23 protein-coding genes are annotated in these 25,842 nt (G+C 40.5%); 9 read left to right on the forward strand and 14 right to left on the reverse strand.

Going from position 1 to position 25,842, the window contains the following annotated elements:
* Nucleotides 1-106: 106 nt before the first annotated feature.
* Entirely contained in the window at nucleotides 107-313 is a 207-nt protein-coding gene (locus F947_RS10570; protein ID WP_004975391.1) for a hypothetical protein, read from the reverse strand.
* 395 nt (nucleotides 314-708) lie between these two features.
* Between F947_RS10570 and sbmA the strand changes: the two genes are divergently transcribed.
* Together sbmA and F947_RS10580 are read left to right on the forward strand one after the other, a co-directional pair.
* On the forward strand, nucleotides 709-1,905 hold the full coding sequence (gene sbmA, locus F947_RS10575; protein WP_004975393.1) for a peptide antibiotic transporter SbmA: 1,197 nt from the start codon (nucleotides 709-711) through the stop codon (nucleotides 1,903-1,905).
* Between the two features lie 305 nt (nucleotides 1,906-2,210).
* Nucleotides 2,211-3,152, forward strand: coding sequence for a hypothetical protein (locus tag F947_RS10580; protein WP_035310827.1), 942 nt, complete (start codon nucleotides 2,211-2,213; stop codon nucleotides 3,150-3,152).
* Nucleotides 3,153-3,362: 210 nt separating this feature from the next.
* Here F947_RS10580 and F947_RS10585 read toward each other — a convergent pair whose 3' ends face one another.
* The 5 genes from F947_RS10585 to gatC form a co-directional block, all read right to left on the reverse strand.
* A complete protein-coding gene (locus F947_RS10585; RefSeq protein WP_004975396.1) occupies nucleotides 3,363-3,968 on the reverse strand; it encodes a hypothetical protein in 606 nt (201 codons plus the stop codon).
* Entirely contained in the window at nucleotides 3,965-5,290 is a 1,326-nt protein-coding gene (locus tag F947_RS14060; protein WP_004975398.1) for a putative phage abortive infection protein, read from the reverse strand. The genes F947_RS10585 and F947_RS14060 overlap by 4 nt, the downstream gene beginning before the upstream one ends.
* A 110-nt stretch (nucleotides 5,291-5,400) precedes the next feature.
* Entirely contained in the window at nucleotides 5,401-6,876 is a 1,476-nt protein-coding gene (gatB, locus tag F947_RS10595; RefSeq protein WP_004975401.1) for an Asp-tRNA(Asn)/Glu-tRNA(Gln) amidotransferase subunit GatB, read from the reverse strand.
* Nucleotides 6,876-8,354 (reverse strand): Asp-tRNA(Asn)/Glu-tRNA(Gln) amidotransferase subunit GatA, encoded by a 1,479-nt coding sequence (gatA, locus tag F947_RS10600; protein ID WP_004975402.1) that lies wholly within the window; start codon nucleotides 8,352-8,354, stop codon nucleotides 6,876-6,878. Before gatA ends, gatB begins: the two co-directional genes overlap by 1 nt.
* A gap of 53 nt (nucleotides 8,355-8,407) precedes the next feature.
* Complete coding sequence (gene gatC / locus F947_RS10605) at nucleotides 8,408-8,722, reverse strand: Asp-tRNA(Asn)/Glu-tRNA(Gln) amidotransferase subunit GatC (RefSeq protein WP_004975405.1); 315 nt, start codon at nucleotides 8,720-8,722, stop codon at nucleotides 8,408-8,410.
* A gap of 137 nt (nucleotides 8,723-8,859) precedes the next feature.
* Between gatC and F947_RS10610 the strand changes: the two genes are divergently transcribed.
* The 6 genes from F947_RS10610 to F947_RS14745 all read left to right on the forward strand — a co-directional run bounded on the left by F947_RS10610 (nucleotide 8,860) and on the right by F947_RS14745 (nucleotide 13,621).
* The gene (locus F947_RS10610; RefSeq protein ID WP_004975408.1) at nucleotides 8,860-9,906 is read left to right on the forward strand and encodes a rod shape-determining protein; all 1,047 of its coding nucleotides are present in this window, start codon (nucleotides 8,860-8,862) and stop codon (nucleotides 9,904-9,906) included.
* 16 nt (nucleotides 9,907-9,922) lie between these two features.
* Nucleotides 9,923-10,780, forward strand: coding sequence for a rod shape-determining protein MreC (gene mreC, locus F947_RS10615; RefSeq protein WP_004975409.1), 858 nt, complete (start codon nucleotides 9,923-9,925; stop codon nucleotides 10,778-10,780).
* Nucleotides 10,767-11,273 (forward strand): rod shape-determining protein MreD, encoded by a 507-nt coding sequence (gene mreD, locus F947_RS10620; RefSeq protein ID WP_004975411.1) that lies wholly within the window; start codon nucleotides 10,767-10,769, stop codon nucleotides 11,271-11,273. The genes mreC and mreD overlap by 14 nt, the downstream gene beginning before the upstream one ends.
* Nucleotides 11,261-11,827, forward strand: a complete 567-nt coding sequence (locus F947_RS10625; protein WP_004975413.1) for a Maf-like protein — start codon at nucleotides 11,261-11,263, stop codon at nucleotides 11,825-11,827. Before mreD ends, F947_RS10625 begins: the two co-directional genes overlap by 13 nt.
* A 39-nt stretch (nucleotides 11,828-11,866) precedes the next feature.
* The gene (rng, locus tag F947_RS10630) at nucleotides 11,867-13,321 is read left to right on the forward strand and encodes a ribonuclease G (protein WP_004975416.1); all 1,455 of its coding nucleotides are present in this window, start codon (nucleotides 11,867-11,869) and stop codon (nucleotides 13,319-13,321) included.
* 129 nt (nucleotides 13,322-13,450) lie between these two features.
* Complete coding sequence (locus F947_RS14745; RefSeq protein WP_004975418.1) at nucleotides 13,451-13,621, forward strand: PA1571 family protein; 171 nt, start codon at nucleotides 13,451-13,453, stop codon at nucleotides 13,619-13,621.
* Between the two features lie 59 nt (nucleotides 13,622-13,680).
* Here the strand turns inward: F947_RS14745 and F947_RS10635 are convergent, their stop codons facing one another.
* The gene (locus F947_RS10635) at nucleotides 13,681-15,060 is read right to left on the reverse strand and encodes a WS/DGAT/MGAT family O-acyltransferase (RefSeq protein WP_004975420.1); all 1,380 of its coding nucleotides are present in this window, start codon (nucleotides 15,058-15,060) and stop codon (nucleotides 13,681-13,683) included.
* 178 nt (nucleotides 15,061-15,238) lie between these two features.
* Complete coding sequence (locus tag F947_RS10640; protein WP_004975422.1) at nucleotides 15,239-15,970, reverse strand: phosphoadenylyl-sulfate reductase; 732 nt, start codon at nucleotides 15,968-15,970, stop codon at nucleotides 15,239-15,241.
* Between the two features lie 190 nt (nucleotides 15,971-16,160).
* Between F947_RS10640 and thrH the strand changes: the two genes are divergently transcribed.
* Nucleotides 16,161-16,778 carry a bifunctional phosphoserine phosphatase/homoserine phosphotransferase ThrH gene (gene thrH, locus F947_RS10645; RefSeq protein ID WP_004975426.1) on the forward strand — a complete coding sequence of 206 codons (618 nt, stop codon included), beginning with the start codon at nucleotides 16,161-16,163 and terminating at the stop codon, nucleotides 16,776-16,778.
* Nucleotides 16,779-16,850: 72 nt separating this feature from the next.
* On the opposite strand, the gene F947_RS10650 is transcribed toward thrH, so the two are convergent.
* The 6 genes from F947_RS10650 to F947_RS10675 all read right to left on the reverse strand — a co-directional run bounded on the left by F947_RS10650 (nucleotide 16,851) and on the right by F947_RS10675 (nucleotide 25,772).
* Complete coding sequence (locus tag F947_RS10650; protein WP_004975428.1) at nucleotides 16,851-18,071, reverse strand: OmpP1/FadL family transporter; 1,221 nt, start codon at nucleotides 18,069-18,071, stop codon at nucleotides 16,851-16,853.
* Nucleotides 18,072-18,384: 313 nt separating this feature from the next.
* A complete protein-coding gene (locus F947_RS10655) occupies nucleotides 18,385-19,932 on the reverse strand; it encodes an outer membrane protein transport protein (protein WP_004975430.1) in 1,548 nt (515 codons plus the stop codon).
* Nucleotides 19,933-20,287: 355 nt separating this feature from the next.
* Nucleotides 20,288-21,910, reverse strand: coding sequence for an ABC transporter permease (locus tag F947_RS10660; protein ID WP_004975432.1), 1,623 nt, complete (start codon nucleotides 21,908-21,910; stop codon nucleotides 20,288-20,290).
* 86 nt (nucleotides 21,911-21,996) lie between these two features.
* Nucleotides 21,997-23,013, reverse strand: coding sequence for an extracellular solute-binding protein (locus F947_RS10665; protein WP_004975434.1), 1,017 nt, complete (start codon nucleotides 23,011-23,013; stop codon nucleotides 21,997-21,999).
* A gap of 21 nt (nucleotides 23,014-23,034) precedes the next feature.
* Complete coding sequence (locus tag F947_RS10670) at nucleotides 23,035-24,153, reverse strand: ABC transporter ATP-binding protein (RefSeq protein ID WP_004975436.1); 1,119 nt, start codon at nucleotides 24,151-24,153, stop codon at nucleotides 23,035-23,037.
* 263 nt (nucleotides 24,154-24,416) lie between these two features.
* Nucleotides 24,417-25,772: an amino acid permease gene (locus tag F947_RS10675; protein WP_026438337.1), complete on the reverse strand. Its 1,356-nt coding sequence runs from the start codon at nucleotides 25,770-25,772 to the stop codon at nucleotides 24,417-24,419.
* Nucleotides 25,773-25,842: the final 70 nt, after the last annotated feature.

Raw genomic sequence — 25,842 nt, forward strand, 5'->3', positions numbered from 1 at the left:
TAGTTTTTATAAGCCATGAAAGCAGTAGCGTATTTATCAAGCTTTATCTAATGATTGAATGTGCTTTGCGTACATTCAATCATTAAAGTTTGTGGCGACTCAGTAATTAAAGTTTACGCCACACCTTATTTTCATCTTCTAAAGAGACAGTAAAGTTAAATTCGTCGTCTACGGTAACCAAGTAGGAGTTAGGATTAACCAATAAAACTTTTAAAATTGTACCTTGCTCGAATTCAATTGGTGCGCAGTTTTCTTTACGTAGAACAATAGGTTCAAGTAGCTCAATAGCAATGTTTTCTGTTGGAGATTCCATACCGCACCCTAAATGAGTTATTTTTAATCAACTGTATTATATAGTAAATTGATGAATAATCTACACAAAATCGTAAATTTGTGTCGGGTTTAAATATTTTGTACTTGAATTGTTGGTCAAAAAATCGCAATAAATTTGCCCAATACTTCATAATTTGACATTTTAAAAATATAAGAAATTGAAATTTGATGTAATTTCTTAGATGAATGGCAAATGAACAGCGCAGTAAAATATAGCCGATTGATGAAATTTACAGTTTTCAGTATAAAAATAAAATTATTGCTGAAAAAACAGCGTATAAAGTATAAAAGTTAAAGTATCCATTCACGCTTTTTTAAGTGGTGAAGGCACTGGGTTTTACATTCAAATTTAAAAAATAAAGGCTTTTTGTCTGCATGTTTAAGTCATTTTTTCCAAATCCAAAGTGGTTTTTTATTTCATTGCTTGTTTGGTTCGCGATCAATCTGGCTTTATGGTACTCGGGCGGTAGCGCATGGGGTAGTTGGATTGGCTTCCCGCAAGGCTATGCCGAAGCAACATTACCCATCGATGTCAGCCGTTTTTGGTCACCTGCATTTTTATGGTTTTATCTGTGGTTTTTTGTGGCAACGACGCTGTTTGCCATTTTCTGGAAACTTAAAGCAAATCACCCATGGCAGCGCTGGTCGGTATGGGGATCGGCATTCATCCTGTTTAATATTTGGTTTGGGGTACAAGTCAATGTTGTGGTGAATGCCTGGTACAACCCATTTTATGACCTGATTCAAAAAATGCTCAGTAGTGGCGGTGGAGATGTCAATGAACTCTATGCAGGTGTGCTGACCTTTTTATACATCGCCATGGTGGCAGTGACCTTAATGGTTTTGAATTTATTTTTTGTTAGTCACTATGTTTTTCGTTGGCGTACGGCAATGAATAATTATTACACCGCACATTGGGAAAAACTCAGACATATTGAAGGGGCTTCACAGCGTATTCAAGAAGATACCATGCGCTTTGCCAGAACCATGGAAACTTTAGGGGTAAATTTAGTCGAAGCCCTAATGACTTTGTTGGCATTTTTACCTGTGCTGTTTAGTTTGTCTGTGCATGTCAAAGCCCTGCCTATAGTGGGGGAAATTTCGTATGCCTTAGTTTGGGCTGCAGTGGGTTGGGCAGTATTTGGTACAGTGGTGTTAATTGTGGTGGGTGCGAAGTTACCAGGTCTGGAATTTAATAACCAAAAAGTTGAGGCGGCTTATCGTAAAGAATTGGTTTATGGTGAAGATCACGCTGAACGTGCTGATCCGCTGAGTTTAAAAGAACTGTTTAGCAAAGTGCGTTTGAACTATTTCCGTTTATATTTCCACTATGCCTATTTTAACTTGGTACGCATTTGGTACATGCAATTGGACAATATTTATGGTTTATTTGTGTTGTTCCCAAGTATTGCCGCAGGGGCTATTACATTGGGTTTGATGATGCAAATTGCCAACGTATTTGGCAAAGTCCGTGAATCTTTTCAGTATCTGATTGCATCTTGGCCAACCATTATTGAGCTCTTGTCTATCTATAAGCGTTTAAAAGCATTTGAATCGACATTGGATCACTAGTTGTGGTGGCGACATCCATGATTTGTTGTGGATGTCGCGTTCACATGTTCAGAGCCATGATTGCTAAATATAAATAGATCTGAACAGTTGTATAAAAAATAATATGAGTGTTAGTATTCAAAATCATAAAAAACTGTGATGAATTGTATTGTTTTATAAAAATATCAAACGCGATTCAAATAAAGCGATGATTATTTAACTATAAAATCAAGGTGTTAGATTTGTTATTTTCCGCTAATTCATATATTTTCATTCCTATAAAAACAATTGAGAATTGAAACGTGACCTGCAAAAAAATACTTTTGATGGGGGGGGTGGGCAGCCTATTATTTGGTTGTGCAACAGTCGATCAATATAGCCCAAATTCGGTGAAGCATTTTGCATCTGCACAAGAACTGATTGTTCAAAAAAACTTAAATCAGCCCAGTGGTGCTGCTAAAGAATATGTCTATTATTGGGGGCCACAGCGCAAAGATCAGCCTGCTGAATCTATGATTCCACGTAAATATATGGGCAGCTATTGTCAGTCACAAAATGGACGCTTAACGCTTGCCTATAAAAGCTCAATGAGTTTAGTTAAAAATGCATGGTCTAAAAAATTACTCAATACTTATCGAGATGTAAAACAGGGGATTGGGGCATACCGTTGTGTAGGTAATCAGGGCGAAAGTTGGATTGTATCGATTGAGCCAGTGGCGGAGCGACAGTTGGAACAGCGTGGTGAAGCGCGAGTGGTGAGTTTGGTTACTAAAATAATGTCTGAAGATGAAGCGCGACGCTTTTACCGCGCGGCTTCTGCACCTACAAAGGCCGTACCTAAAGCAGTTCCAAGTAATCCAAAAACAACAAATGCAACCAAAGTTGCTGAAATGAAAGAAAAACCTGAAGAGAAAAAAGAGCCTGTAGTTGCGCCAGTAAAAACAGCTCCACCACGCGTGGTTGAGACACCACAACAGCAACAGACACGTTTATATGTGGCTGCACGTCGTGATTTAAACAGTGGGCGTAATCAAATTAATGCCTGTAATAATGCGCAACGTGCTTATAACTATGGCAAGTTACAGGGCGCAGAGGGTACACGTATTTATACAGAATCTGGCATGTTGGTGGCACGTTGTTTAACCAGTGTGTCGAGTTATCGCAGTCGTTTTCCAAACGCAGAAGTGCAAGCCAAGCGCATTTTGCAGAATTTAGCCAAAAATTATAATCATGCGGGGGCTAAGAATATGTTGAGAGGCATGAAATGAGGAGCGCATAATTTCTGATCTGCTCTTCATTTTAAAATTTAAATATTTATCTCTCCCTTGCACCACAGTGCAGTTTATCACTAGTGCTTGTTTTAAAGACCTTTCCAATATTAAAGTTTTGATGGCATTTAATTTGTAATGGAAGCTCCTTCTCCCACTTGGATGAGCAGTACTGCTGCGCAAGGGGGAGGGGTAATTTAAAAGGTAAAACTAAATAAGATCAGGATAAAACTGCTCAAATTCTTTATTTATCGCCTCACCACGTAATAAATAGCCTTTGGGCTGAATATAACTATAAATTTCTCGTGCAGGCTGTTCATGCCAGCCAATATTAAATGCACAAAGTTTTGGGAAAAATTGTAGATGGTTGTAATTCAAATTATTATGAATCCAATAGGCGAGTTGTTGCCAATTGACTTGATCTTTTTCATACAGTGCTAAAAATGATGGAATGACAATACACGCCGTTGCCCCATAACCTTTTGCATCGGGATAGTCCCAAATGTGACTGGCAAAGTTTTTCTCGTTACTGGCGCAGTTATGTCCTTTTTCATTACCAAGTTGGTTTACGCTTGGTGAGCGATACGCCGAGCGAATCGCAATTCGTCCAAATTTTTCTTGGAGTGGTTCGAGCAGTTGCTCGCACAGTAGTGTACCTGTGTAGATGGCTTTTTTAGGATGATCGGGGAAGTTGGGTACACCGTACCAATTGGCGATTTCGCTATACATAAAGTCACGCATAAAAAAGGACTTGGAGAGTTTGATGCGTCCTAAGTCTTCGAGTTTGGCGATGGAGGATACTTTTTTGAAAGTCATAGGTTGGTTTTATGTTGATGATTTATAAAACTTTTGTAATCAATACGATATATTAATAGGTAATATAGAGATTCATCCAATTCTATACTATTTAATTGTTGCAACAATTGCATGTCATCTAAATAGTCTGTCATTTTTTCAGCATCATCTTCATTAATGTTTTTATTTTGGATGCTATGGGAAAAATCTGCAATTTTAGCTTTAATGGCTTTAATTTTTTCTTGAATATCGCTATTCATTTCATTTAAGGTCTGGAATTTGTATAGAGCTGTGTGTCCAAGTTCTTTGTGTTTATGAAAATTAAATTGATATATTAGCTGTAAGCGCTTAGTTATATTTTCAGGATCTGAATTTAAAGAAATTTTTTCTAGATCTGTGAAATATTTAAGCCATTGTTTATTATTAGCAAAAGTTTGTGGCGAAAACTCATACGCATGAGAAGTCAACATATGATTCAATTCCCAATTTTCATTCATGTTTAAATTGTCGATAGAAAGACTTTTGAATAAACTATATTTTTCAGCAATTTTTTTAATTTCGTTGTCTATCAAGCAATAAAAAAATAAAATTTTAAGTTCATTTATAGTTAAAGTTGCACCTAAAATATTAATGTATTTAAAGTTGTTTATATTTTCAGTTCGATTAATGAAATCATCACATGTTTTTATTGTTTCATAAATAATTCTAAAATATGAGGAAAAATATTCAGTAAGTTCATGGTTATAGTATGTGGATATTGAGTCTGATTGACATTGTAACTTTTGTGTTAATTGTTTGATTGCATTTTGGCCTGTAAAAATCTTTTTTTCTTTAAAGCTTGGAGATTCATAATATATGCTATCGATACTTTCTTTTTTAGTTTTCAGCAACTGAAAAAAAATGTTTTCAAAGTTTTGCAAAGAAATTTGTTCTTGTTGTGATTTAGAGGTTATGATTTGTTTTTCTAATGTTGATTGCTGTATTTCAAATAATTTCTTTTGAGTTTCTACATTAATATTTTCTAATTCTGCTAATTTTTCTTGATGAATAGCAGTTTCTTTAAGTACTTCTCTAGTATCTCTTAGCTCTTTCAATTGTAGTCTTATAGAAGCAGTAAGCCAGTAAAAACCTAATGCGGCAAGAATTGGGTTTAATGTCCCCCCAATGAAATCTCCAAAGGTTCCCCAAGTCGAATCAGTTTTTGACCAGGAGCCATGAAAATTTGAAAAATATGTTATTAATACAATACAAATAAGAGCGAAACCTATAAAGAGTGAAATTTTAATTTTCCTTTCTATGGCTTTGAATTCTTCAACTTCTAAATTATTAGATTGTTTGCTCATCTTATATGACTTCAGAATAAATATAGAGATTTAATTAGCCTATTTATGGAATAAAAACCCCGCATTAAGCGAGGTTTTTATAACATAAAATCAATTAATTATCGAATAAATTATCCAATCAATTTCTTCATTAATTCATTCACTTGAGCAGGGTTGGCTTTACCCTTAGATGCTTTCATCACTTGACCGACTAAACCGTTGAAGGCTTTGTCTTTACCAGACTTATATTCTTCAACCATTTTTTCGTTGGCAGCAAGCACTTCCTTAATAATTGCTTCAATCGCACCTGTATCAGTTTCCTGTTTCAAGCCTTTTTCCGCAATAATTTCGTCTGCAGTTTTGCCTTCATCCCACATAAAGCCGAACACTTGTTTTGCAATCTTACCGCTAATGGTGTTGTCTACAATACGTGCGATCATACCGCCAAGTTTCTCGGCAGATACAGGTGAGTCTGCCAAATCTAAACCTGCTTTATTGAGTGCACCTGAGAATTCACCCATTACCCAGTTTGCAGCAATCTTACCTTGTGCCGCACCACCAGCCGCAGCAACTACAGCTTCGTAAAATTCTGACATTTCACGAGTTAGTGTAAGCACGTGAGCATCGTACTCAGTCACACCAAAGTCCGCCACGAAACGCGCACGACGTGCAGCAGGAAGCTCAGGCATGGTTGCTTTAATGGTTTCAATTTGTTCGTCAGCAATGATCACAGGCAACAAATCTGGATCAGGGAAGTAACGGTAGTCGTTGGCTTCTTCCTTCGAACGCATTGAACGCGTTTCCATCTTCACAGGGTCGAACAAACGTGTTTCTTGGTCAATGGTGCCATCCCATTCCAAGATTTCCATTTGACGTTCAATTTCAACATTGATCGCTTGTTCAATGAAACGGAATGAGTTCAGGTTTTTAAGTTCACAACGTGTACCGAAGGGTTGACCCGGACGACGTAACGACACGTTACAGTCCGCACGGAACGAACCTTCAGCCATGTTGCCGTCAGAAATACCTAACCAACGAACCAGTGTGTGAATCGCTTTAATGTAAGCAACCGCTTCTTCAACCGAACGCATATCTGGCTCAGATACTATTTCCAATAAAGGTGTGCCTGCACGGTTTAAGTCAATACCTGACATGCCTTCAAATTGGTCGTGAATCGATTTACCTGCATCTTCCTCAAGGTGTGCACGGGTTACGCCAATGCGTTTGGTTGTGCCATCTTCAAGTTGGATGTCGATATGACCCAAGCCTACAATCGGGTTATCCATCTGGCTGATCTGGTAGCCTTTTGGAGAATCCGGGTAGAAGTAGTTTTTACGTGCAAATACAGAGGCTTGGTCGATGTAGGCATCAATACCTAAACCAAAACGGATTGCCAAATCCACCACTTCTTTATTTAAAACAGGCAGTACGCCCGGCATAGCTAAATCAACAAGGCTGGCTTGCGTATTTGGGTCTTGACCAAATTCGGTTGATGAGCCCGAGAAAATTTTAGAATTGGTTGCAAGCTGAGTGTGAATCTCAATACCAATTACGACTTCCCAGCCATCAATCAGGTTTGATTTGGGTTTAGCAGTATTCTTCGCCATTATGCGTTCTCCTCAGCAATTGCAGCGCGTTGAGTATGCCAATCTGTCGCTTGTTGATACTGATGTACCACAGATAACAATTGTGATTCAGACCAGTAATTGCCAATCAATTGTAAACCCACAGGCAAGTGATCTTGGTCAAAACCAACAGGCGCACTAATTGCTGGTAAGCCCGCTAAGTTCACTGCGATGGTGTAAATATCACCCAAATACATTTCAACAGGGTCTAAAGACGCGCCAATTTTGTAGGCAGTTGTTGGTGCAGTTGGTGCTGCAATCACATCGACCTGTTCAAAGGCTTTTAAGAAGTCTTGCTGAATTAAACGACGGACTTTTTGTGCTTTCACGTAGTAAGCATCGTAATAACCCGCAGAAAGAGCATACGTACCAATCAAGATACGACGTTGCACTTCTGCACCAAAACCTTCAGAACGCGAGCGTTTGTAGAGGTCTAAAATATCTTGAGGATTTTCTGCGCGGTAGCCATAACGCACACCATCGTAACGAGAAAGGTTAGACGATGCTTCTGCAGGGGCAATTAGATAGTAAGTTGGCACGTAGCTTTCAGTCATGTTGAGATCAATCTCAACCAATACTGCGCCCAATTCTTCTAATTTTTTCAGTGATTCTTCAACACGTGCTTTCACCGCAGCATCTAAACCTGCCACATTGAAATATTGTTTCGGAATACCAATGCGTAAGCCTTTGAGCGTTGTTGCATTCAGGTTCGCGACATAATCTTCAACCGCTTTATCCATAGAGGTTGAGTCTTTGGCGTCATGACCTGCCATCACATTCATTAAATATGCGCAGTCTTCTGCAGAGCGTGCCATTGGACCTGCCTGATCTAAAGATGATGCATAAGCAATGATGCCGTAACGTGAAACACGTCCGTAAGTTGGTTTTAGACCAGTCAAACCACAGAAAGATGCAGGCTGACGGATTGAACCGCCTGTATCTGTACCTGTAGCAAATGGTGCAAGATCAGCCGCTACGACCGCAGCCGAACCACCTGATGAACCACCTGGTACATGGTCAAGTGCCCATGGGTTTTTAGTCGCGCCATAGAACGAACTTTCAGAGGTTGAACCCATTGCGAATTCGTCCATGTTCACTTTACCTAAAGTGACCAAACCTGCATTTTTACCTTGTGCCACCACAGTTGCGTCATAAGGCGAGATAAAATTGTCCAGCATTTTTGAACCCGCAGAGGTTTTAATGCCTTGGGTACAAAAAATATCCTTATGTGCAACAGGAATACCTGTCAGTGCTGTCGCTTGACCCGCCTGACGTAATGCATCGGCTGCATCCGCCTGTGCCAGTGCTACTTCATTGGTCACGGTGACATAAGAGCGCACTTGCGGATCAATTTTGGCAATACGTTTTAAATAATGTTCTGTTAGTTCGCGAGAGGAGAATTTGGCTGCCGCTAAACCCTCAGAGATTTCACGAATCGATAAGCGATGTAAATCTGTCATGAGAAAAATTCTTTTACCTTTTTATGAAGTCAAAAATGTAACAGCCGAATAAATTATTCAATCACACGTGGAACAAGGTACAAGCCATCCTGAACTGCAGGGGCAACAGCTTGATATTGCTCACGATGATTCTGTTCGGTTACGACGTCTTCACGTAATGGTTGAGGGTGGTCAAATGGGCTTTTTAAAGGCTCAACGTCATCGGTATTTATGCCTTTTAAGCTTTCCATCATGCCTAAAATTTTATTTAGACTTTGAGCATACTCAGCAGATTGCGTATCATTGAGTTTAAGACGAGCAAGATGGGCAATTGCTGAAACTGTTTGTGCATTTAAATCTGCAGAATGCTGAGCATCCGAGGTAGACATAACATCACCTAAAATCAGTATTAATAAAAAATTTCAAAATATCGTGCGTTATAATAAGCGATTGACTTGTTCAACGCACCACATTTAGTTAAAGTTGCCAACTTGCGTCCACATAAAGTTTAATCGAGAACGACTCCGTGATTCTAAAACGACTAATTGGCTTGTTTTCGCCAGACCTAGCCATTGATTTAGGTACAGCAAATACACTTATTTATGCGCCAGGACGAGGCATTATATTAAATGAACCGACAGTTGTGGCAATTCGTCACAGCGGTTCACAGAAAATTGTTGCCGCAGTCGGTCTTGATGCCAAACAAATGTTGGGTCGTACCCCTGCAAACATTTCTGCAATTCGCCCAATGAAAGATGGTGTCATCGCTGATTTTGAAGTGACTGAAACCATGCTGAACCAATTTATTGGCAAAGTGCATGAAAAACGTTTATTCCCACCTGCACCGCGTGTAGTGGTGTGTGTACCATGCAAATCTACTTTGGTAGAGCGCCGTGCCATTCGTGAAGCCGTGTTTAACGCAGGCGCACGTGATGTACGTTTAATTGAAGAGCCAATGGCAGCAGCAATTGGCGCAGGTATGCCAGTCGAGCAAGCCTGTGGTTCAATGGTGGTAGATGTTGGCGGTGGCACGACAGAAATCGCGATCATTTCATTACAAGGTTGTGTTTATTCAGATTCATTGCGTATTGGTGGTGATGTATTTGATGAGCAAATCATTAACTACGTGCGTAAGGCACATGGTTGTGTGATTGGTGAAACCACAGCAGAAACCATTAAGAAAGAAGTTGGCATGGCATTGCCAGATGAAGGTGCTAAACCACTGGAAATTGAAGTGCGTGGTCGTAACTTGGCAGAAGGTGTGCCACGTGCCATTACTGTAACTTCTGATGAAATTACCCAAGCCATTTCTGATCCGTTACAAAGCATTGTATCGGCAGTAAAATCTGCACTGGAACAAACTCCACCAGAACTTTCTTCCGATATTGCAGAGCGTGGAATTGTGCTCACCGGTGGCGGTGCGTTATTGCGTAACCTAGACAAGCTTTTGGCACAAGAAACTGGCTTGCCTGTGGTAGTCGCAGAAGAACCATTAACTTGCGTTACCCGTGGTGGTGGCAAGGTCTTGGAATTCTTTGATAATCCAAACCACGATATGTTATTTGTTGGCTAATACATAGGATTCGGCGGTGCAAACAAATCTGTTTTCCAGACAACCGCCATCTTTTCGCTCTTTTATAATTGCGGTCATTACTTGCTTGGTCATCCTGTTCTTTAACTGGCGTGTCCCGCATGTAATTCAACCTGCACGTGATGTTTTGTATGCGGCATATAATCCAATTTATGCCCTTGCAAGCTATCCTGTATTGTCGCGAGAATGGCTAAGTCAACAAAGTAAGTCTGAGGCTCAATTGCGTCGTGAAAATACCGCGATGCAGGCAGAGCTATTACAGGCTCAAGTCCGTTTGCAAAAATTGTCTGAACTCTCTGCAGAAAATACCCGCCTGCGTGGTCTACTCGATACGCCTCTAATCATTGATGGACGCATGGAAATTGCTGAAGTAATTGGTACCGATGCCGATCCTTTGCGCCACATTATTGTGATTAACCGTGGTTCACAAAAGCAGCTCAAAGTCGGGCAAACCGTTTTGGATGATAAAGGCATTATGGGGCAGATCATTGCTGTGTATCCACACAGTAGCCGTGTCATGTTGCTTTCTGACAAAGAACACTCACTTTCAGTGCGTTTGGAACATACAGGCATGCGAGCCATTGTGTCGGGTACGGGCGATTTAGGGCGTTTGAAAATGGAATATGTACCGACCAGTGCCAATATTCAGGTTGGAGAGAAAGTCTATAGCTCAGGCTTGGGCGAGCATTTCCCTGCAGGATATTTGGTTGGAAGCATTGCCAAAATCAGCCGACATAATTCTGGTGAGTTTGCACAAATTGATGTGATGCCTGCAGCACAATTGGCGGGTGGTCATCATGTGGTGGTGCTGTTCTCAGAATCTTTAGCGAAGGAGCAGCCAAATGCCAATCGCTAAAATTGGACAAACCCGACTCGGACAAAACAAGAATAAAGATCCACTATTTCCGATTATTTTTTCTGTAATTGCTGCATCTGTAGTCATGGTGTATCCGCTGTCTTATACAGGCTCGGGTTGGCGACCATTGTTTATGTTGATGGTGACCTTGTTTTGGGTGCTTGGGCAACCAACTTGGTGTGGTATTTGGTTTGCCTTTGGTACAGGCTTGTTTGCAGACTTGCTCCTCGATGCACCTTTGGGCATGAATGCCTTGAGTTTTGTGGTGATTACTTTTGTGGCGCGTTTCCTGACTCGTGAGCGCCGTATTATGACGTTTGCGAATTTATGGGTCATTAGTGTAATCGCAATTTTGGCTCACCTCGCCCTGATTTGGGTGATGCAAGTCATGGGTGGGATTCAGTTCCCATTTGCCCGTCATTGGCAACCTTTGCTGAGTAGTATTTTGCTCTGGCCTGTGCTGTATTATTTCTTGCGAAAATGGCGCATTTAATTCTTGCCTCAAGTTCACCGCGCCGTCGGGAACTCCTGCAACAGCTTGGGCTGGAATTTGAAATTTACAGTCCAGACATCGATGAATCTATTTTAGCGGGCGAAGATGTTGCCGCGTATGTTGAGCGGTTGGCATGTGCCAAAGCCGATGCGGTTTTACGGCTATTTCCTGATGCTATTGTGATTGCTGCCGATACCAGTCTAGGCGTAGATGGGCAGATTTTGGGCAAGCCAGAATCCAAAGCACATGCCTTTGCCATTTGGTCGCAACTTTCTGGTCGAAAACACGATGTTTTTTCAGGGGTTTGTGTGCGTACAAAACAGAAAAAATCCAGTATAGTGGTACGTACACAGGTTGAATTTCAATCGCTTAGCCTAGATGATATGGAAAGCTACTGGGCAACAGGTGAGCCGATTGGAAAAGCGGGTGCTTATGCGATTCAGGGCATCGCAGCACGTTATATTCCGCGTATTGAGGGCAGTTATAGCAATGTTGTCGGCCTGCCACTCTATGAAACCGTACAGTTATTACAGACAGTTAAGGCACTAAATTAACTGCTGCACAAAAATTTTTATAATGTTTTGAGTTTTATTATGTCTGACGAGTTGTTGATTAACGTCACACCGATGGAGTGTCGGGTGGCGTTAATTCAAAACGGCACGGTCAATGAACTATTCGTTGAGCGTACAGCCAAGCGTGGTTTGGTGGGCAATATTTATAAAGGCAAAGTGGTGCGCGTGCTGCCAGGCATGCAAGCCGCTTTTGTCGATATTGGCTTATCGCGTACTGCTTTTTTACATATCAATGACATGATTTGGCCGCGCAGCCAACCTACACCGAATGTCTTTGAATTATTGCAGCCTGGGCAAATTCTGACCGTGCAAGTTATGAAAGATATGCTCGGTACTAAAGGTGCACGACTGAGTACTGATCTTTCCATTCCTTCGCGTTATTTAGTGTTAATGCCGTACGGTAGTCATATTGGCGTATCACAACGTATTGAATCGAGTGAAGAGCGTGAGCGCCTGCGTGGCATCATTGAAACCATTCAGGCCGAGCATAAACTGCCAGGTTCAGTGATTGTACGCACAGCAGCGGAGGGCGTCGATGAAGCGGCCTTAATGCAAGATATGTGTTACTTGGCTAAACTGTGGGAATACATTCAGCGTAAACAAAAAAGTATTGCTGTGCCTTCTTTGATTTTTGAAGAGTTGCCGTTACCGCAACGTGTAATTCGTGATTTGGCAAATGATAACACTGCTAAAATTTATGTCGATTCACGTGAAATTCACGCCAAGTTAAAAGAATTTGTGGATGAGTTTGTGCCCAATATGCACAATCGCCTGATTCATTACCCAGGTGAGCGTCCACTGTTCGATTTATACAATGTCGAAGAAGATATTCAAAAAGCGTTGCAAACCCGTGTGGCATTAAAGTCAGGCGGTTATCTGATGATTGATCAGACCGAAGCCATGACCACCATTGATGTGAATACGGGTTCTTATGTCGGTGGTCGGACTTTAGAAGACACCGTATTTAAAACCAATATGGAAGCGACACAGGTCATTGCCCGCCAGTTACGTTTGCGTAATTTGGGTGGCATCATCATTATTGACTTCATTGATATGCAAGAAGTACAGCATCGTGATGAAGTCTTGAGTCAGTTTGAGCGAATGCTTGAACGAGATCATGCCAAGACCAAAATTACCCAAGTGTCTGAATTGGGCTTGGTCGAGATGACCCGTAAACGCACCCGTGAATCATTAGAACATTTACTTTGTGAAGCCTGTCCAACTTGTCAGGGGCGGGGATATGTCAAAACAGCAGAGTCAGTATGTTACGAAATTTTTCGAGAAATTTTAAGATATGCACGCGCATTCGAATCACAACGTGGCTTTACTGTCGTTGCGCACCCATCGGTGATTGACCGATTGTTAACTGCCGAAGCGCCAGCAGTGGCGGATTTAGAGCACTTTGTTAGCCGTGTGATTAAATTTCAGGTGGAAAATTTATATACGCAAGAGCAATACGATATCATTCTGAGTTGAAATTGTAACAGGATATCGCTAAACAGTTGTTACATCTGAAATTTTACTTTTTTGAGCGAATTCTCAATACTAAGCATACAGAGTAGCCAAAGCCGAACATCTCCCTCGGTTTAGCAAATGAGGTATGCCATGGGTATGAGTAAAGTTGTGATTCAAAAGAGTTTAAAAGTATTAGATCGTAAAGTGACACATAATGGTTATATTGTGGATGAGCAAGGTAAAGAAACTCAAATTACCACCGCAATGGTTAGCGCGGTTTGTCAGCAATTATTAAAACAGTGTCGTACTATTCAAAAATAAGGGGCAGCAATTGCCCCTTAATTGATTCTATTGAATTATTTTTCTGATGGATTGACGTATCAATCCACGATTTTATTGACCCCTTCAGGCGCATCAATAATCTGTTCAAAACGCTGAATTTCATCTTCCAAGTGTTGCAATAAGTTTTGCATTTTCGGTAAGGCATGACGACAAGCAGTTAAACCAACTTCTAATTTGTCTAAATAGCTGGTCATGGTAATGTTTAAAGCTTGTCCATCTAACACGATTGAAGCAGGGTATAGTGCATCTAGCTTTGCACCATTCCAATACAAAGGTTCACGTGGGCCAGGTACATTGGAAATCACCAAGTTAAAGGCCTGACGCTTTGGCATAATGCCTGACAAAATATTTAAACCAGCAGCGCCGTAAACAAAAGCACTATAGTTCATAATTTGATTGGCATTCATGCGCTTAAAACGCTGCTTGGCATTTTGTACACTGCGGCGCACAATTTTTAAACGCTCAAGCGGATCTTCTTTGTGCGTACCCAAGTTGGCTAAAATCATGGTGATTCGATTAGATACTTCAGAATCGTCATCACGAATAGAGGCAGGCACCATCGCAATTAAAGGTTTTTTCGGTAAAGCATATTGGCTGAGTAAGTACTCACGCAATGCGCCTGAGCAAATTGCCAGTACCACATCATTAATGGTTACGCCCAAAGCTTTAGCAATGCGATGCAAACGTGCAAACTCAAAAGATTGCGCGGCAAAACGACGTGAGGCGCTCACACGTTGGTTTAAGATGGTGCTTGGTGCTTGGAAGCTAGAAACATAATCGGGGTTACGTCCCATATCTTTAGCAACGGTTTGTGATACTTCATAAACTGCGCGAGGGGTTGCTTCAACATGACCTTTAACCCCACCAAAAATTTTCTTTAAACGGCTGACTTTCGGTTCTTTCAGACGTTTAGCACGTGGGCCTTCCACACACCAAGGCGGTACAATTCTTTTTGCATTTTCGTCATGCGATAGGGATTTTTCCACCAAACGCATGCCTGCAATGCCATCTACCATAGCATGATGAATTTTAAAGAACATCGCAAAACGATTATCTTCAATACCTTCAATAATATGGCAAGTCCATAAAGGTTTGGCGCGATCAATCAGTGAACTGTGTTCTTGTGAAATATACGTTAATAATTCACGAATGCGACCTGGTTTTGGCAAGGCAATATGACGGAAGTGATGATCGAGATCGAACTCTTCATCTTCATCCCAAAATAGACCATTGAGCTTATTGTTAAATGGTGCAATAGGCATCGACTTTGAATTGCGAATATCGGCAACCAAGTCTTGAATAAAAGTGTCTGGCGCATGTTCTGGAATTTGGAATAAGAATAATCCACCCACATGCATGGGCTGTTGACGTTTTTCGAGTGATAGGAAAATAAAATCAATAGGGTGTAATGGACGCATATTGTGGATTGCCTCACTGCAATTTCTACGCTTGTTCTTATCTGAACAAGGTTTTTAGAGTTATATAAGATTTAATTCAGTATATCTTTTTTATCAAACAAATATAGTGATTTTTGCGCCATCGCAAGTCAATAAAAATCACAGTAAAACTGTGATTTTTATTGTAGTAATAGATGTGTTATTTTAAATTTCCAGCATGTAGACCGCATTCTTTGTGCGTTGCTTCTTCCCACCACCAACGCCCTTCGCGTTCATGTTGGTTCGGAAGAACAGGGCGGGTGCAAGGTTCACAGCCAATTGAAATAAAACCTTTTTCATGCAAACGATTGTATGGAATTTCCATCATGCGAATGTAATTCCACACGTCACTACTTGACCAGTTTGCCAGTGGATTGTATTTGATTAATTGTTTATCTGGACCTGAAAATCCTGCATCTGCTTGTACGACAGGAATATCTTGGCGTGTACCCGGACTTTGGTCTTTACGTTGTCCTGTAATCCAGCCATCTAGTGTTGCCAGCTTTTTGCGTAAAGGCTGAACTTTACGAATTCCGCAACATTCCTGATGTCCATCTTCAAAAAAACTAAATAAACCTTTTTCTTGAACCAATTGTTGCACTGCTTCAGTTTCAGGAAAGCAAATTTCGATCTCAATATTATAATATTTGCGTACAGTTTCTAAAAATTGATAGGTTTCAGGATGCAAACGTCCTGTATCTAAACTAAATACACGAAATGGCACACCTAAATTGGATGCCATATCAATCAGCACTACATCCTCCGCACCTGAAAATGAAATCGCGACTTCGCCTTGCTGACTTAAGGCAAGTTTTAAAATGTCACTCGGTGATTTATCGGCATATTCAGTCGCGAGTGCATCAACAATGTCTATGGTGGGAATGGTGTGCATAAGTCTTCCTGCAGTCGGCTTGAGGGCTAATCTTTGTTCTTGAGCGGATTATTTTAATGGAATTCCTAAAAAGGTCTTATCACTAAAAAATAAATGCTTATGAATGAAATAGATTTAAAAAAGAACAAGGCAAATAACAAATCTTCGGCTATGATAGGGAAAAATTTTTACAGGTATTTTGGGAGAACCCATGGAAATCGTATGTCTTGATCTTGAAGGTGTGTTAGTTCCAGAAATTTGGATCAACTTTGCTAAAAAAACTGGAATTAAAGAACTAGAAGCAACTACACGTGATATTCCAGACTACGATGTGTTGATGACTCAGCGTTTAAATATTTTAAAGCAGCATGGCTTAGGCTTAAATGATATTCAGGCCGTGATTGCGGATATGGGGCCATTTCCTGGCGCGAAAGAGTTTGTCGAGTGGGTGAGCACACACTTCCAATTGATTATTCTTTCAGATACGTTCTATGAATTTGCACATCCGTTGATGAAGCAATTGGGTTGGCCAACAATTTTCTGCCACAAGTTAGAATCAGATGAAAATGGCATGATTACCGCTTATAAATTGCGTCAACCTGATCAAAAACGTCAGGCTGTTAAAGCCTTACACGGTTTAAATTTCCGTGTAATTGCTGCAGGTGATTCATATAACGACACCACGATGCTAGGTGAAGCGGATCATGGTTTCTTATTTGATGCACCTGAAAATGTGATTGCAGAATTCCCACAATTCCCTGCAATTCATGGTTATGAAGCATTAAAAGAAGCAATTCGTGGTGCTTCGGTACGTGATATTCCAGCTTAATCTGAAGCTGAGTACAACAAAGGGCATCATTTGATGCCCTTTGTTTTTATGCAATATTAACAGTGCATTGATTTAGAAGCGGTAGCCAATATTTAATCCATATGCAACAGCGTAATTATTTTCAAACTTGCCTGCTTCCGTGTGTGCACCTGTGACGGCATCAGCATCACCTAACCAGAAGTATTTAAATCCTGCACCAATGAAATAATTTTCGGTAGGTGAGTAGCGAACACCTGTACCCACACTCCAGTAGCCTTCAGTTGGACCTAAGGTCGTAACAGGGTTGCCGGCACCAGAATCCCAGCCTACAGATACATTACCACCCCAACGATCATTGAACTTACGTCCTACACCAACAGTTGCAGAAATTTGGTCATCTTTATAGTCAATAAGGTTAAATCCATTGGGTTTGGTGGGTACATAACCAGCTTGGCCTAATATTTGAGTAAGCTTGCCAAATTTGTATGGTTGTACTTTAAAATTTGACCAGTCCACCCAGCGAAGGTTTGCAAATGCAACGGTGTTCGCCATAATTCCCGTTTGGAAATCTAGATTGACAGATTGTGGTGTTGTTAGTTGTGTTTTACCTGTAGTAGAACTAATTTGCGTCATAGTTGCATCTAGTGTAGGGATTTGGGTAAATCCTATTGCACCAAAGTTTTCATAAGCAGTCATTTCATGCTCAATTTCAGAGCGGTAAGTAACAGAAGCTTTAAGTGCGATTTCAGGGATTTGATAAGCAACACCCGCTAACCAACCCACAGACTCATCTTCACCTGTTTTAAAATCATAACCATTAAAGGCTGAATATGCAGTACCACGTAAAATAACAGTACCATCTACTGTCTGATATACAGCACCAGCATATAGATTCCAATTTTCATTAGGTTGATAACCCACTAACAGGTTTAAATTTTGGGTATCAACCACAACAGAAGTACTGCCTTGAAATGGTACAGGTCTACTTTCAACAAAATTATTGTTCCCAAAATATTCAGCATCGGCGCCAAAAGGTTGATCGTAAATTAAACCAATCGACACTTTGTTAGTTGCTTGAACTTTTAATGCAGCGTGTGGGAAGTAATAATCACCTGCCATGTCATCTGCTTGGTGTTTATCTTTGTCTTGACCAGATACATTTGGATCTAAAATAGAAATACCTGCTTCTGCATAATTACCCGGTTGTAAAAATGCAGCAATAGATTGACCGGAACGGTCTAAACCAGCAGCAAGCGCAGGTGTAAGTGGGAGAGTGCTAAGTAAAATAGCCGAATAAATTCTATTGAGCTTCATGGTCGTTCCCTGATGCTTTATGTAACAAAAAGTGCAGGAAAAGTAACACATTTGAAAAAAGAGTAAATGCTCAATTTCGCAGAATAAATGAACTGAATAAGTTATAAATAGCAGTTGATTAGAGTAAAAGTACTATTTTAAAGTCTTAAGTAAATGAATTTTATTAAATAATTTATTAGGGTGATGTTTGGGTAAATATGAGTTTAATTGCTTTAAATTTAAACATTAGTTAACACTTGTATAAAAACGAGTAGTTTTAAGTGCAAAAAAACCATCCCGAAGGATGGGTTTTTTTAGATTTGGAAATAATTAATTAGAAGCGGTAACCAATTTTTAAGCCGTATGCCCATGCATCGTTGTCTTCAAACTCTGCAACATAATCAGAACCGCCTGCTTGAGCACCTGTTTGGGCTTTAGCATCACCCAACATGAAGTATTTTACACCACCTGCAATAAAGTAGTTTGGTGCAGGTGAGTATTGAACCCCTAGACCCACGTTCCAATAACCTTCAGTAGGACCAAGAGTTGATACAGGGTTACCTGCGCCAGAATCCCAACCTACAGATACGTTGCCAGCCCATTGGTCATTTAATTTGCGACCAACACCTACAGTTGCAGAAATTTGGTCATCTTCATATTCAACTAGATTAAAGCCATTAGGACGTTGAACTAGAGGACCTACAGCCTCACTTACAAGACCAAATTTATGTGGACGGATAGAGAACTTAGACCACTCTACCCAACGTAAGTTTGCAAATGCCACAGTATTTGCCATGATTCCAGTTTGGAAATCTAAATTTACAGACTGTGGTGTGGTAATTGTAGTTTTACCTTCTGAAGTTGCGATAGCACCTGCTGCTGCCGCACCATTCGGCAGTAATGCTAATGCTTCAAGAGTTGGTAATGTTTCGCGCACATTAACGTCGTGATCAATTTCTGAACGATATGTCAAAGATGCTTTTAAGGCAATTTCAGGAATTTGGTATGAAACCCCAGCTAACCAGCCCATTGCACTATCTTCAGGGATTGATGCATCATAACCATTGAATAGGCTATATGCTTGACCACGAAGTGCTACATTACCTTTAATGGTTTGGTAAACGGCACCACCATAAATATTCCAATTTTCAGTAGGTTGGAAACCAGCAATAAAAGAAAGGTTTTGTGTATCAACTTCTACGCTAGTATTTCCTGTTCCTAATAGGTCATTTACGTTAGCCAAACCAGCATCAACTGCTTGAGTCACCGCATTTTGAACATTTTGAGTGATTGCAGCTGTAACGCCATTTTCAATCGTTGTCATCGCAGCAGTATTACTACGAATTACTGACTCTGCAATTGCTTGGGTAGGGGCTGCACCACTTGCAACAAGTCCAGCAGCTTGGGCTGAAACAGTACTATCTATGCCTGCTTGTAGATTTTGAGCTAATGCTCCAGGAAGATTTGCTGCAACTTGTGTATCAATGGTGGTTTGACGAATCCCAGCCAAAGCTTCAGGTGCTAGAATTGTATTGGTCGCATCTGAAACGAAAACATTGTTACCAGTATAAGCAGCATCAGCACCATATGGTTGATCGTATAAAATACCAAATGAGAAGTTTTTTGTTGGTTGAAGTTTTAGGGCTGCGCTAGGGAAATAATAATCGCCTGCCATATCTCCAATACTACGACGAGTATCACTTGTGCCTGCTTCTTTACCAGAAACATTTGGATCTAATACAGAAATACCTGCTTCAAAATAGTTACCCGGTTGTAAGAACGCAGCAATAGATTGACCAGAACGATCTAGAGCTGCAGCAAAAGCACCTGTCATTGGTACAGTTGCTAAAATCATTGCTGTGCTTAGTGCTTTTAATTTCATTATACATTTCCCTTGGGCTATAAAGTCTTTTATGACAGTTTTTGTTGATGCTTTAAGCTTTCATCTAGGATGATTTCGGCTTGTATTCACCGAGACCATTTGTTACTCCATGTGACAAAAATATCACAATTAAAATAAGAGTAAATGCTCTAGAAAAAACTATTCAGTATAAAAATTAAACCAAATAGAGTATTTGTTCTAATAAAGAGGTGTTTTTTATCTATTAGTATTTGATAAATAAGAAATAAAATTAATAAATTCGCATTTGGTAGGGTGTTTTTGATTGGTTAAAAAAAATACTATTTTTATTCTAAAACCCATTGTTGCTCTGCATATTTAGCAACAATGGGACAGATCAACGTGTGGTTTTTCCAAGCTTTGCCAATAAAATAACAGGAATAAGACCGACCAATACAATTAGCAAGGCAGCCACAGCACCATCTTCATAGGTTCCTCTAGAAGCTTCTGCATACAATTGGGTAGCGAGTGTTTCCATATTTAGAGGACGGAGCAATAAAGTTGCTGGCAGCTCTTTCATGCAGTCTACAAAAATTAATAAAGCTGCAGAAATAATGGCAGGACGCAATAATGGCAAGTGCACACGCCATAAAATCGCAAAGCTGTTTTGTCCTAAATTACGTGCAGCATCATCAAAAACACCATGAATACGGTTATAGCCTGACTCAATGCCACCTACTGAAATAGCTAAAAAACGCACAGCATAAGCATAAATAAGGGTAAAACTGGTGCCGAGGAATAATAAACCTGTGTGTATCCCTAATTTAAATTCTAAAAAGTCGGCAATGGTATGATCAATTTTACCCAAAGCCAGCATGAGACCAATCGCTAAAACGGTTCCTGGAATGGCATAACCTAAGCTAGAAATGCGGCTAAACCAGTTATGTTTGCTAAAACGTGCAGCACTAACAATAAAGAAGCCAATCAAAATGGTGACGATGGTGGCAATACTGGCAAGCGTCAGTGTGTTGATGGATGCTTGGATCAGATAATCTGAGAACCCTGCATATTGAATACGTTTATAGGATTCGACCAATAAATGACTGGTTGGAATTAAAAAGCCAATACAGACAGGAATTAAACCTAAACCCAATAATAAAAGTGCTTTAGTACCTTTGACCGATTGTGCAGGCATTAAACGGCTGCGTTGTGCAGAGTTCATATAGCGCTGTTTACGTCGACCTAAACGTTCCACCAAAACCAATAAGGTAATGATCATCAACATGAAAATGGCAATTTGCGCTGCGCCAGCCAAGTCAGATTGATTAGTCCAGGTTGAATAAATCGACAAAGTTAAGGTTTTAATGCCTAAAAATTCTGTTGCACCAATATCATTAATGGTTTCCATTAAAACTAGACTAGTACCCACAGCAATCGCAGGACGTGCCAGTGGAATTGCAACACGTAAAAACACTTGATCGGGTTTTAATCCTAATGTACGTGCAACCTCAATTAAACTGGCCGATTGCATCAGAAACATTGCACGGGTGCTTAAATACACATACGGATACAGCACAAAGCTAAGCAAGAAGATGCCGCCCCACACGGTACGAATATTAGGAAACCAAAACTGTTGTAATTCTAAATTAAACCCATCCCGCAGGATACTTTGCACAGGGCCAATGGGGTGCAAAATGTCGATATAACTATACGCAATAATATAAGTTGGTACGGCTAAAGGCAGCAGTAAGGCCCAATCTAAAAATGCACGACCTCGGAATTGATACGCTGTTACAATCCATGCGCTGCCTGTACCAATCAGGATGGTGAGAATCCCCACACCCAACAATAAAATCCCTGTTTCTGCCAACGTGTGTGGAATTACATAACGCAGCAGATGCCCCCAAATTTCGCTATCACCTTGTAATGCTGTCCAAATTAAAGCGAGCACAGGTAAACAGGCGAGTAGCGTCAATAACCCACTGAGCGAAAATAAAAAATTAAATTTATTTTTAAGCATTGCAATAGAGGTACTAAATAAGGGGGAGGGAACAGCTGAGCATCTTACAGTGCAAAGCGCTGCACTATAAGACAAAAGCAAAAAATTTAGCGGTTAAACTGGACTTTATCGACCAATAAGTTGGCGGCTTTACGGTGACGTGCAATATCGCTTAAACGAATTGAATCAATATTCAGTTTGCCAAAACTAGCAATAATCGGGTCAATTTTTACCCCAGGTTTGACAGGGTATTCAAAGCCGTTTTGTGCATAGATGGCTTGCGCATGATCCGAGGCTAAAAACTCGAGCAGCTGTACCGCTTCTTTACGGTTTGGTGCATGTTTAGAAACCACTGCACCCGATACGTTTACATGCGTTCCACCATTTTTAAAACGTGGTAACACAACATTAATCGCATTGCCCCAGCGCTTTTGTTCCGCATCACCTGTACGCATCGTGCCGACATAATAGGTGTTGGCAACGCCAATATCACAAATTTTACCTAAAATATCACGTGCCACATCACGGTCACCACCGCTGGCTGGGCGAGCTAAATTGGCTTTCACACCACGCAACCAAGTTTCGGCTTGTTTTTCACCATGATGGGCAATATAAGCCGCAATTAAAGCAGTGTTATATGGATGGTTGCCTGAGCGAATACAGATTTTATTTTTCCATTTTGGATTGGCTAAATCTTCATAAGTAATCGCATTAAGCGGTGTACGGTCTTTAGAGGCATAGACGGCACGTGCACGCATCGACAAGGCATACCAATGACCATTGGCAGCACGTAAATTGGCAGGAATTGCACTATTTAAGGTTTTAGAACTCACGCGCTGAGTTAGACCACTTTCAACCAAATCAACCAAGTTCCCAAAATCTACAGTCAGCATCACATCGGCAGGCGAGCGACGGCCTTCTGCTTTCACACGTTCTAATAAACCATCTTTAATAAAAACCGTATTCACTTTTACCCCAGTTTTTTGGGTAAATTCGGTTAATAGGGTTTGAATCAGCACAGGTTCACGTGTGGTGTATAAATTGACTTCCGCTGCTTGTGCGACACTTGCACCAAATGCAAGTAAACCTGTAACAAGCAATGATAATTTAGACAGTGGTTTCATGCAGTATTCCTAATTAAAAATTTAAACCTGAACAGCAGCTTGAGTAGAAGATAAGGTAGTGGATGATTGTTCATCAGACGCCAAGAAATAACAGCTGTTTAAATCGACAGAAACATAGATTTGTTCAGCGGGCTGAATATCTTGAAGATGGCTGACTTGTGCCAAAAGAGTGAGATCGTGATCGCGTAGTTTTAGACGCAGTTGTTGCGCATGACCCATAAAACTTGATGACACAATGCTTGCTGGCAATGCATTTTCACTTGGTGTTTGGCTGACACGCAATTGATGCGGACGGAAGCAGCAAACCAGTGAATCTTGAGCGGTGGTATGTTCTGGTAAATCAATTTTGCCAAATACTGTATGAATTTCTTGGTGATTGATTTGCACTGGGATTTCATTCAATGCTGAAAAATAACGTGCAGCAAACAAGGTTTTAGGCTGTAAATAAAGTTGTTTCGGTGAACCAATTTGAATAATTTGACCTTGATGCATCAAAATAATTTGATCGGCAATTTCCAACGCTTCTTCTGGGTCATGTGTCACGATAACCGTAGTCGTTTCAGTTTGCTTGAGTAGTTGAATGGTATTTTGACGAATTTGATCACGCAGACGATGATCCAAATTTGAAAAAGGTTCATCCATCAACAAAACTTGCGGTTCTGGTGCTAAGGCACGTGCTAAGGCAACGCGTTGTTGTTCGCCGCCCGAAAGTGTATATGGATAGCTGTCTTGATGATGCAACATGGAAACATGCGCTAAAGCTTGTTTGGCAATAGTTTCCCGCTGCGCTTTTGGAAATTTCTTTAAGCCAAACATGACATTGTCTAACACACTTAAATGTGGGAAAAGTGCGTAATCCTGAAACACTAAACCAATATTGCGCGCTTCTGCAGGAATCTGTGCTTGTTCACTCCACAAGGTATTCTGTTCAAGTTGGATTGAACCACTGCTTGGTGTTTCCAAGCCTGCAATCAGACGTAGCATCGTGGTTTTGCCACAGCCTGAATGACCTAATAAACACACAATTTGTCCACTCATCGCTGACCATGTTGCTTGTTGCACTGCAAAACGCGAGCCAAACTTTTTACTGAGCTGTTGGATCGTTAAGACATTGGCAGGTTGAGCAGCGTACGCATTCATAGTTCATTCACACGACAAATTTTGTGCTCAAATGATAACTAAGAATTCTTCTCATGTAGAGTCTTTTCATCATTTAGAATGTAAGTGATGTAGCTTTTGCTACAAAAAAGTTGAAATATCAACTGAACAGAATAGGTTTGAATTTGAATTATTTTAAGTGCAATGCTTTGTTTAGGGGGCGAAAGAGGATGTTGCACTTAAAAGCAAAAAAGTTACTGCCTAAGCAATAACTTTTTAGTTTTTAAAAATATATCCTGTACAAATTAAGATTTTTTCGCATTAAGCACTTTATATAAAATGTACATCAAGACCACCCATACCGGAATCATAATGACTGATTCTTTAAAGCCTTGAGTCCACATAATATAAAGTACCACTGCAATAAAAGCTAAAACCAAATAGTTGCTCAATGGTGACCATAGCGCAGGGAACTTGGTTGGAATCGCTAATTTTTTCAGTGTGCTGGTAAATTTGAGGTGAGTTAAACTGATCATCGCCCAGTTTAAAACCAATGCACCCACAACAATATACATGAGGTGGCTTAAAGCTTCTTCAGGTATAAAGTAGTTCAATAATACACAGCCGAAAATTAATACTGCAGAGAATAATACTGCTGGAATTGGCACACCTTGTTTATTCACTTTCAGGAAAATCTTTGGTGCGTTGCCTTGTTTGGCCAAACCAAACAGCATACGGCTGTTGGCATACATCCCACTGTTATACACAGAAAGTGCCGCAGTCAAAATCACGAAATTCAGTAAGTGCGCTGCCCATTCAATGCCCATTTGACTAAAAATCATTACGAATGGACTTTTATCTAAACCACCTAAATCTAACTGATTCCAAGGCACTAAAGACAATAGAATGGTGAGTGAACCGATATAGAAAATTAGAATACGGAACACCACTTGGTTAATGGCTTTAGGAATGGTTTTTTCAGGATCTTGCGCTTCTGCGGCAGCCATACCAATCAACTCAATGCCGCCAAAGGCAAACATGAGGAATGCAAGCATGAAGAACAGACCTTCAAAGCCATTCGGGAAGAACCCCCCATGCGCCCAAAGGTTGCTGAATGATGCGGTTGAATTGGCATCTGCAGAAAGTAAGAGATATAAACCAAACACAATCATCGAAACCACAGCAGCGACTTTAATGATTGCTAGCCAGAATTCTGACTCACCATAGAACTTTACATTGCCCAAGTTAATAATGGTAATCACGATGAAAAAGAACAGTGCCGAAGTCCAAGCAGGAATATGCGGCCACCAGTAGTTAATATATTTGGCAACTGCGGTGAGTTCTGCCATTGCCACCAAAATATACAAAATCCAGTAGTTCCAACCTGCTAAAAAGCCAGGGAATTTACCTGCATATTTATAGGCAAAGTGACTGAATGATCCTGCAACGGGCTCATGAACAATCATTTCCCCCAATTGGCGCATAATTAAAAATGCAATAAGACCACCAATGGCGTAACCCAAAATAATAGAAGGGCCAGCAGATTGGATGACCTGCGCGGAACCTAAGAATAAGCCTGTACCAATTGCTCCACCCATGGCAATCAATTGAATATGGCGGTTCTTTAAGCCACGCTGAAGTTGTGAAGACTCGTTGTTCAAAGTATTCAGCCCGACAAGGAAAAAGTGACAAGATTGTAATAGATCAAATTTCATTAGCCTAGTAGCTAGA

Origin of the sequence: Acinetobacter towneri DSM 14962 = CIP 107472, assembly GCF_000368785.1 — a bacterium.
Lineage (GTDB): Bacteria > Pseudomonadota > Gammaproteobacteria > Pseudomonadales > Moraxellaceae > Acinetobacter > Acinetobacter towneri.

Coding starts and splice junctions, on each gene's coding strand:
- F947_RS10570 (WP_004975391.1), bottom strand. CDS start 313: ATGGAATCTCCAACAGAAAACATTGCTATTGAGCTACTTGAACCTATT.
- sbmA (WP_004975393.1), top strand. CDS start 709: ATGTTTAAGTCATTTTTTCCAAATCCAAAGTGGTTTTTTATTTCATTG.
- F947_RS10580 (WP_035310827.1), top strand. CDS start 2,211: ATGGGGGGGGTGGGCAGCCTATTATTTGGTTGTGCAACAGTCGATCAA.
- F947_RS10585 (WP_004975396.1), bottom strand. CDS start 3,968: ATGACTTTCAAAAAAGTATCCTCCATCGCCAAACTCGAAGACTTAGGA.
- F947_RS14060 (WP_004975398.1), bottom strand. CDS start 5,290: ATGAGCAAACAATCTAATAATTTAGAAGTTGAAGAATTCAAAGCCATA.
- gatB (WP_004975401.1), bottom strand. CDS start 6,876: ATGGCGAAGAATACTGCTAAACCCAAATCAAACCTGATTGATGGCTGG.
- gatA (WP_004975402.1), bottom strand. CDS start 8,354: ATGACAGATTTACATCGCTTATCGATTCGTGAAATCTCTGAGGGTTTA.
- gatC (WP_004975405.1), bottom strand. CDS start 8,722: ATGTCTACCTCGGATGCTCAGCATTCTGCAGATTTAAATGCACAAACA.
- mreD (WP_004975411.1), top strand. CDS start 10,767: ATGCCAATCGCTAAAATTGGACAAACCCGACTCGGACAAAACAAGAAT.
- F947_RS10625 (WP_004975413.1), top strand. CDS start 11,261: ATGGCGCATTTAATTCTTGCCTCAAGTTCACCGCGCCGTCGGGAACTC.
- rng (WP_004975416.1), top strand. CDS start 11,867: ATGTCTGACGAGTTGTTGATTAACGTCACACCGATGGAGTGTCGGGTG.
- F947_RS14745 (WP_004975418.1), top strand. CDS start 13,451: ATGGGTATGAGTAAAGTTGTGATTCAAAAGAGTTTAAAAGTATTAGAT.
- F947_RS10635 (WP_004975420.1), bottom strand. CDS start 15,060: ATGCGTCCATTACACCCTATTGATTTTATTTTCCTATCACTCGAAAAA.
- F947_RS10640 (WP_004975422.1), bottom strand. CDS start 15,970: ATGCACACCATTCCCACCATAGACATTGTTGATGCACTCGCGACTGAA.
- thrH (WP_004975426.1), top strand. CDS start 16,161: ATGGAAATCGTATGTCTTGATCTTGAAGGTGTGTTAGTTCCAGAAATT.
- F947_RS10650 (WP_004975428.1), bottom strand. CDS start 18,071: ATGAAGCTCAATAGAATTTATTCGGCTATTTTACTTAGCACTCTCCCA.
- F947_RS10655 (WP_004975430.1), bottom strand. CDS start 19,932: ATGAAATTAAAAGCACTAAGCACAGCAATGATTTTAGCAACTGTACCA.
- F947_RS10660 (WP_004975432.1), bottom strand. CDS start 21,910: ATGCTTAAAAATAAATTTAATTTTTTATTTTCGCTCAGTGGGTTATTG.
- F947_RS10665 (WP_004975434.1), bottom strand. CDS start 23,013: ATGAAACCACTGTCTAAATTATCATTGCTTGTTACAGGTTTACTTGCA.
- F947_RS10670 (WP_004975436.1), bottom strand. CDS start 24,153: ATGAATGCGTACGCTGCTCAACCTGCCAATGTCTTAACGATCCAACAG.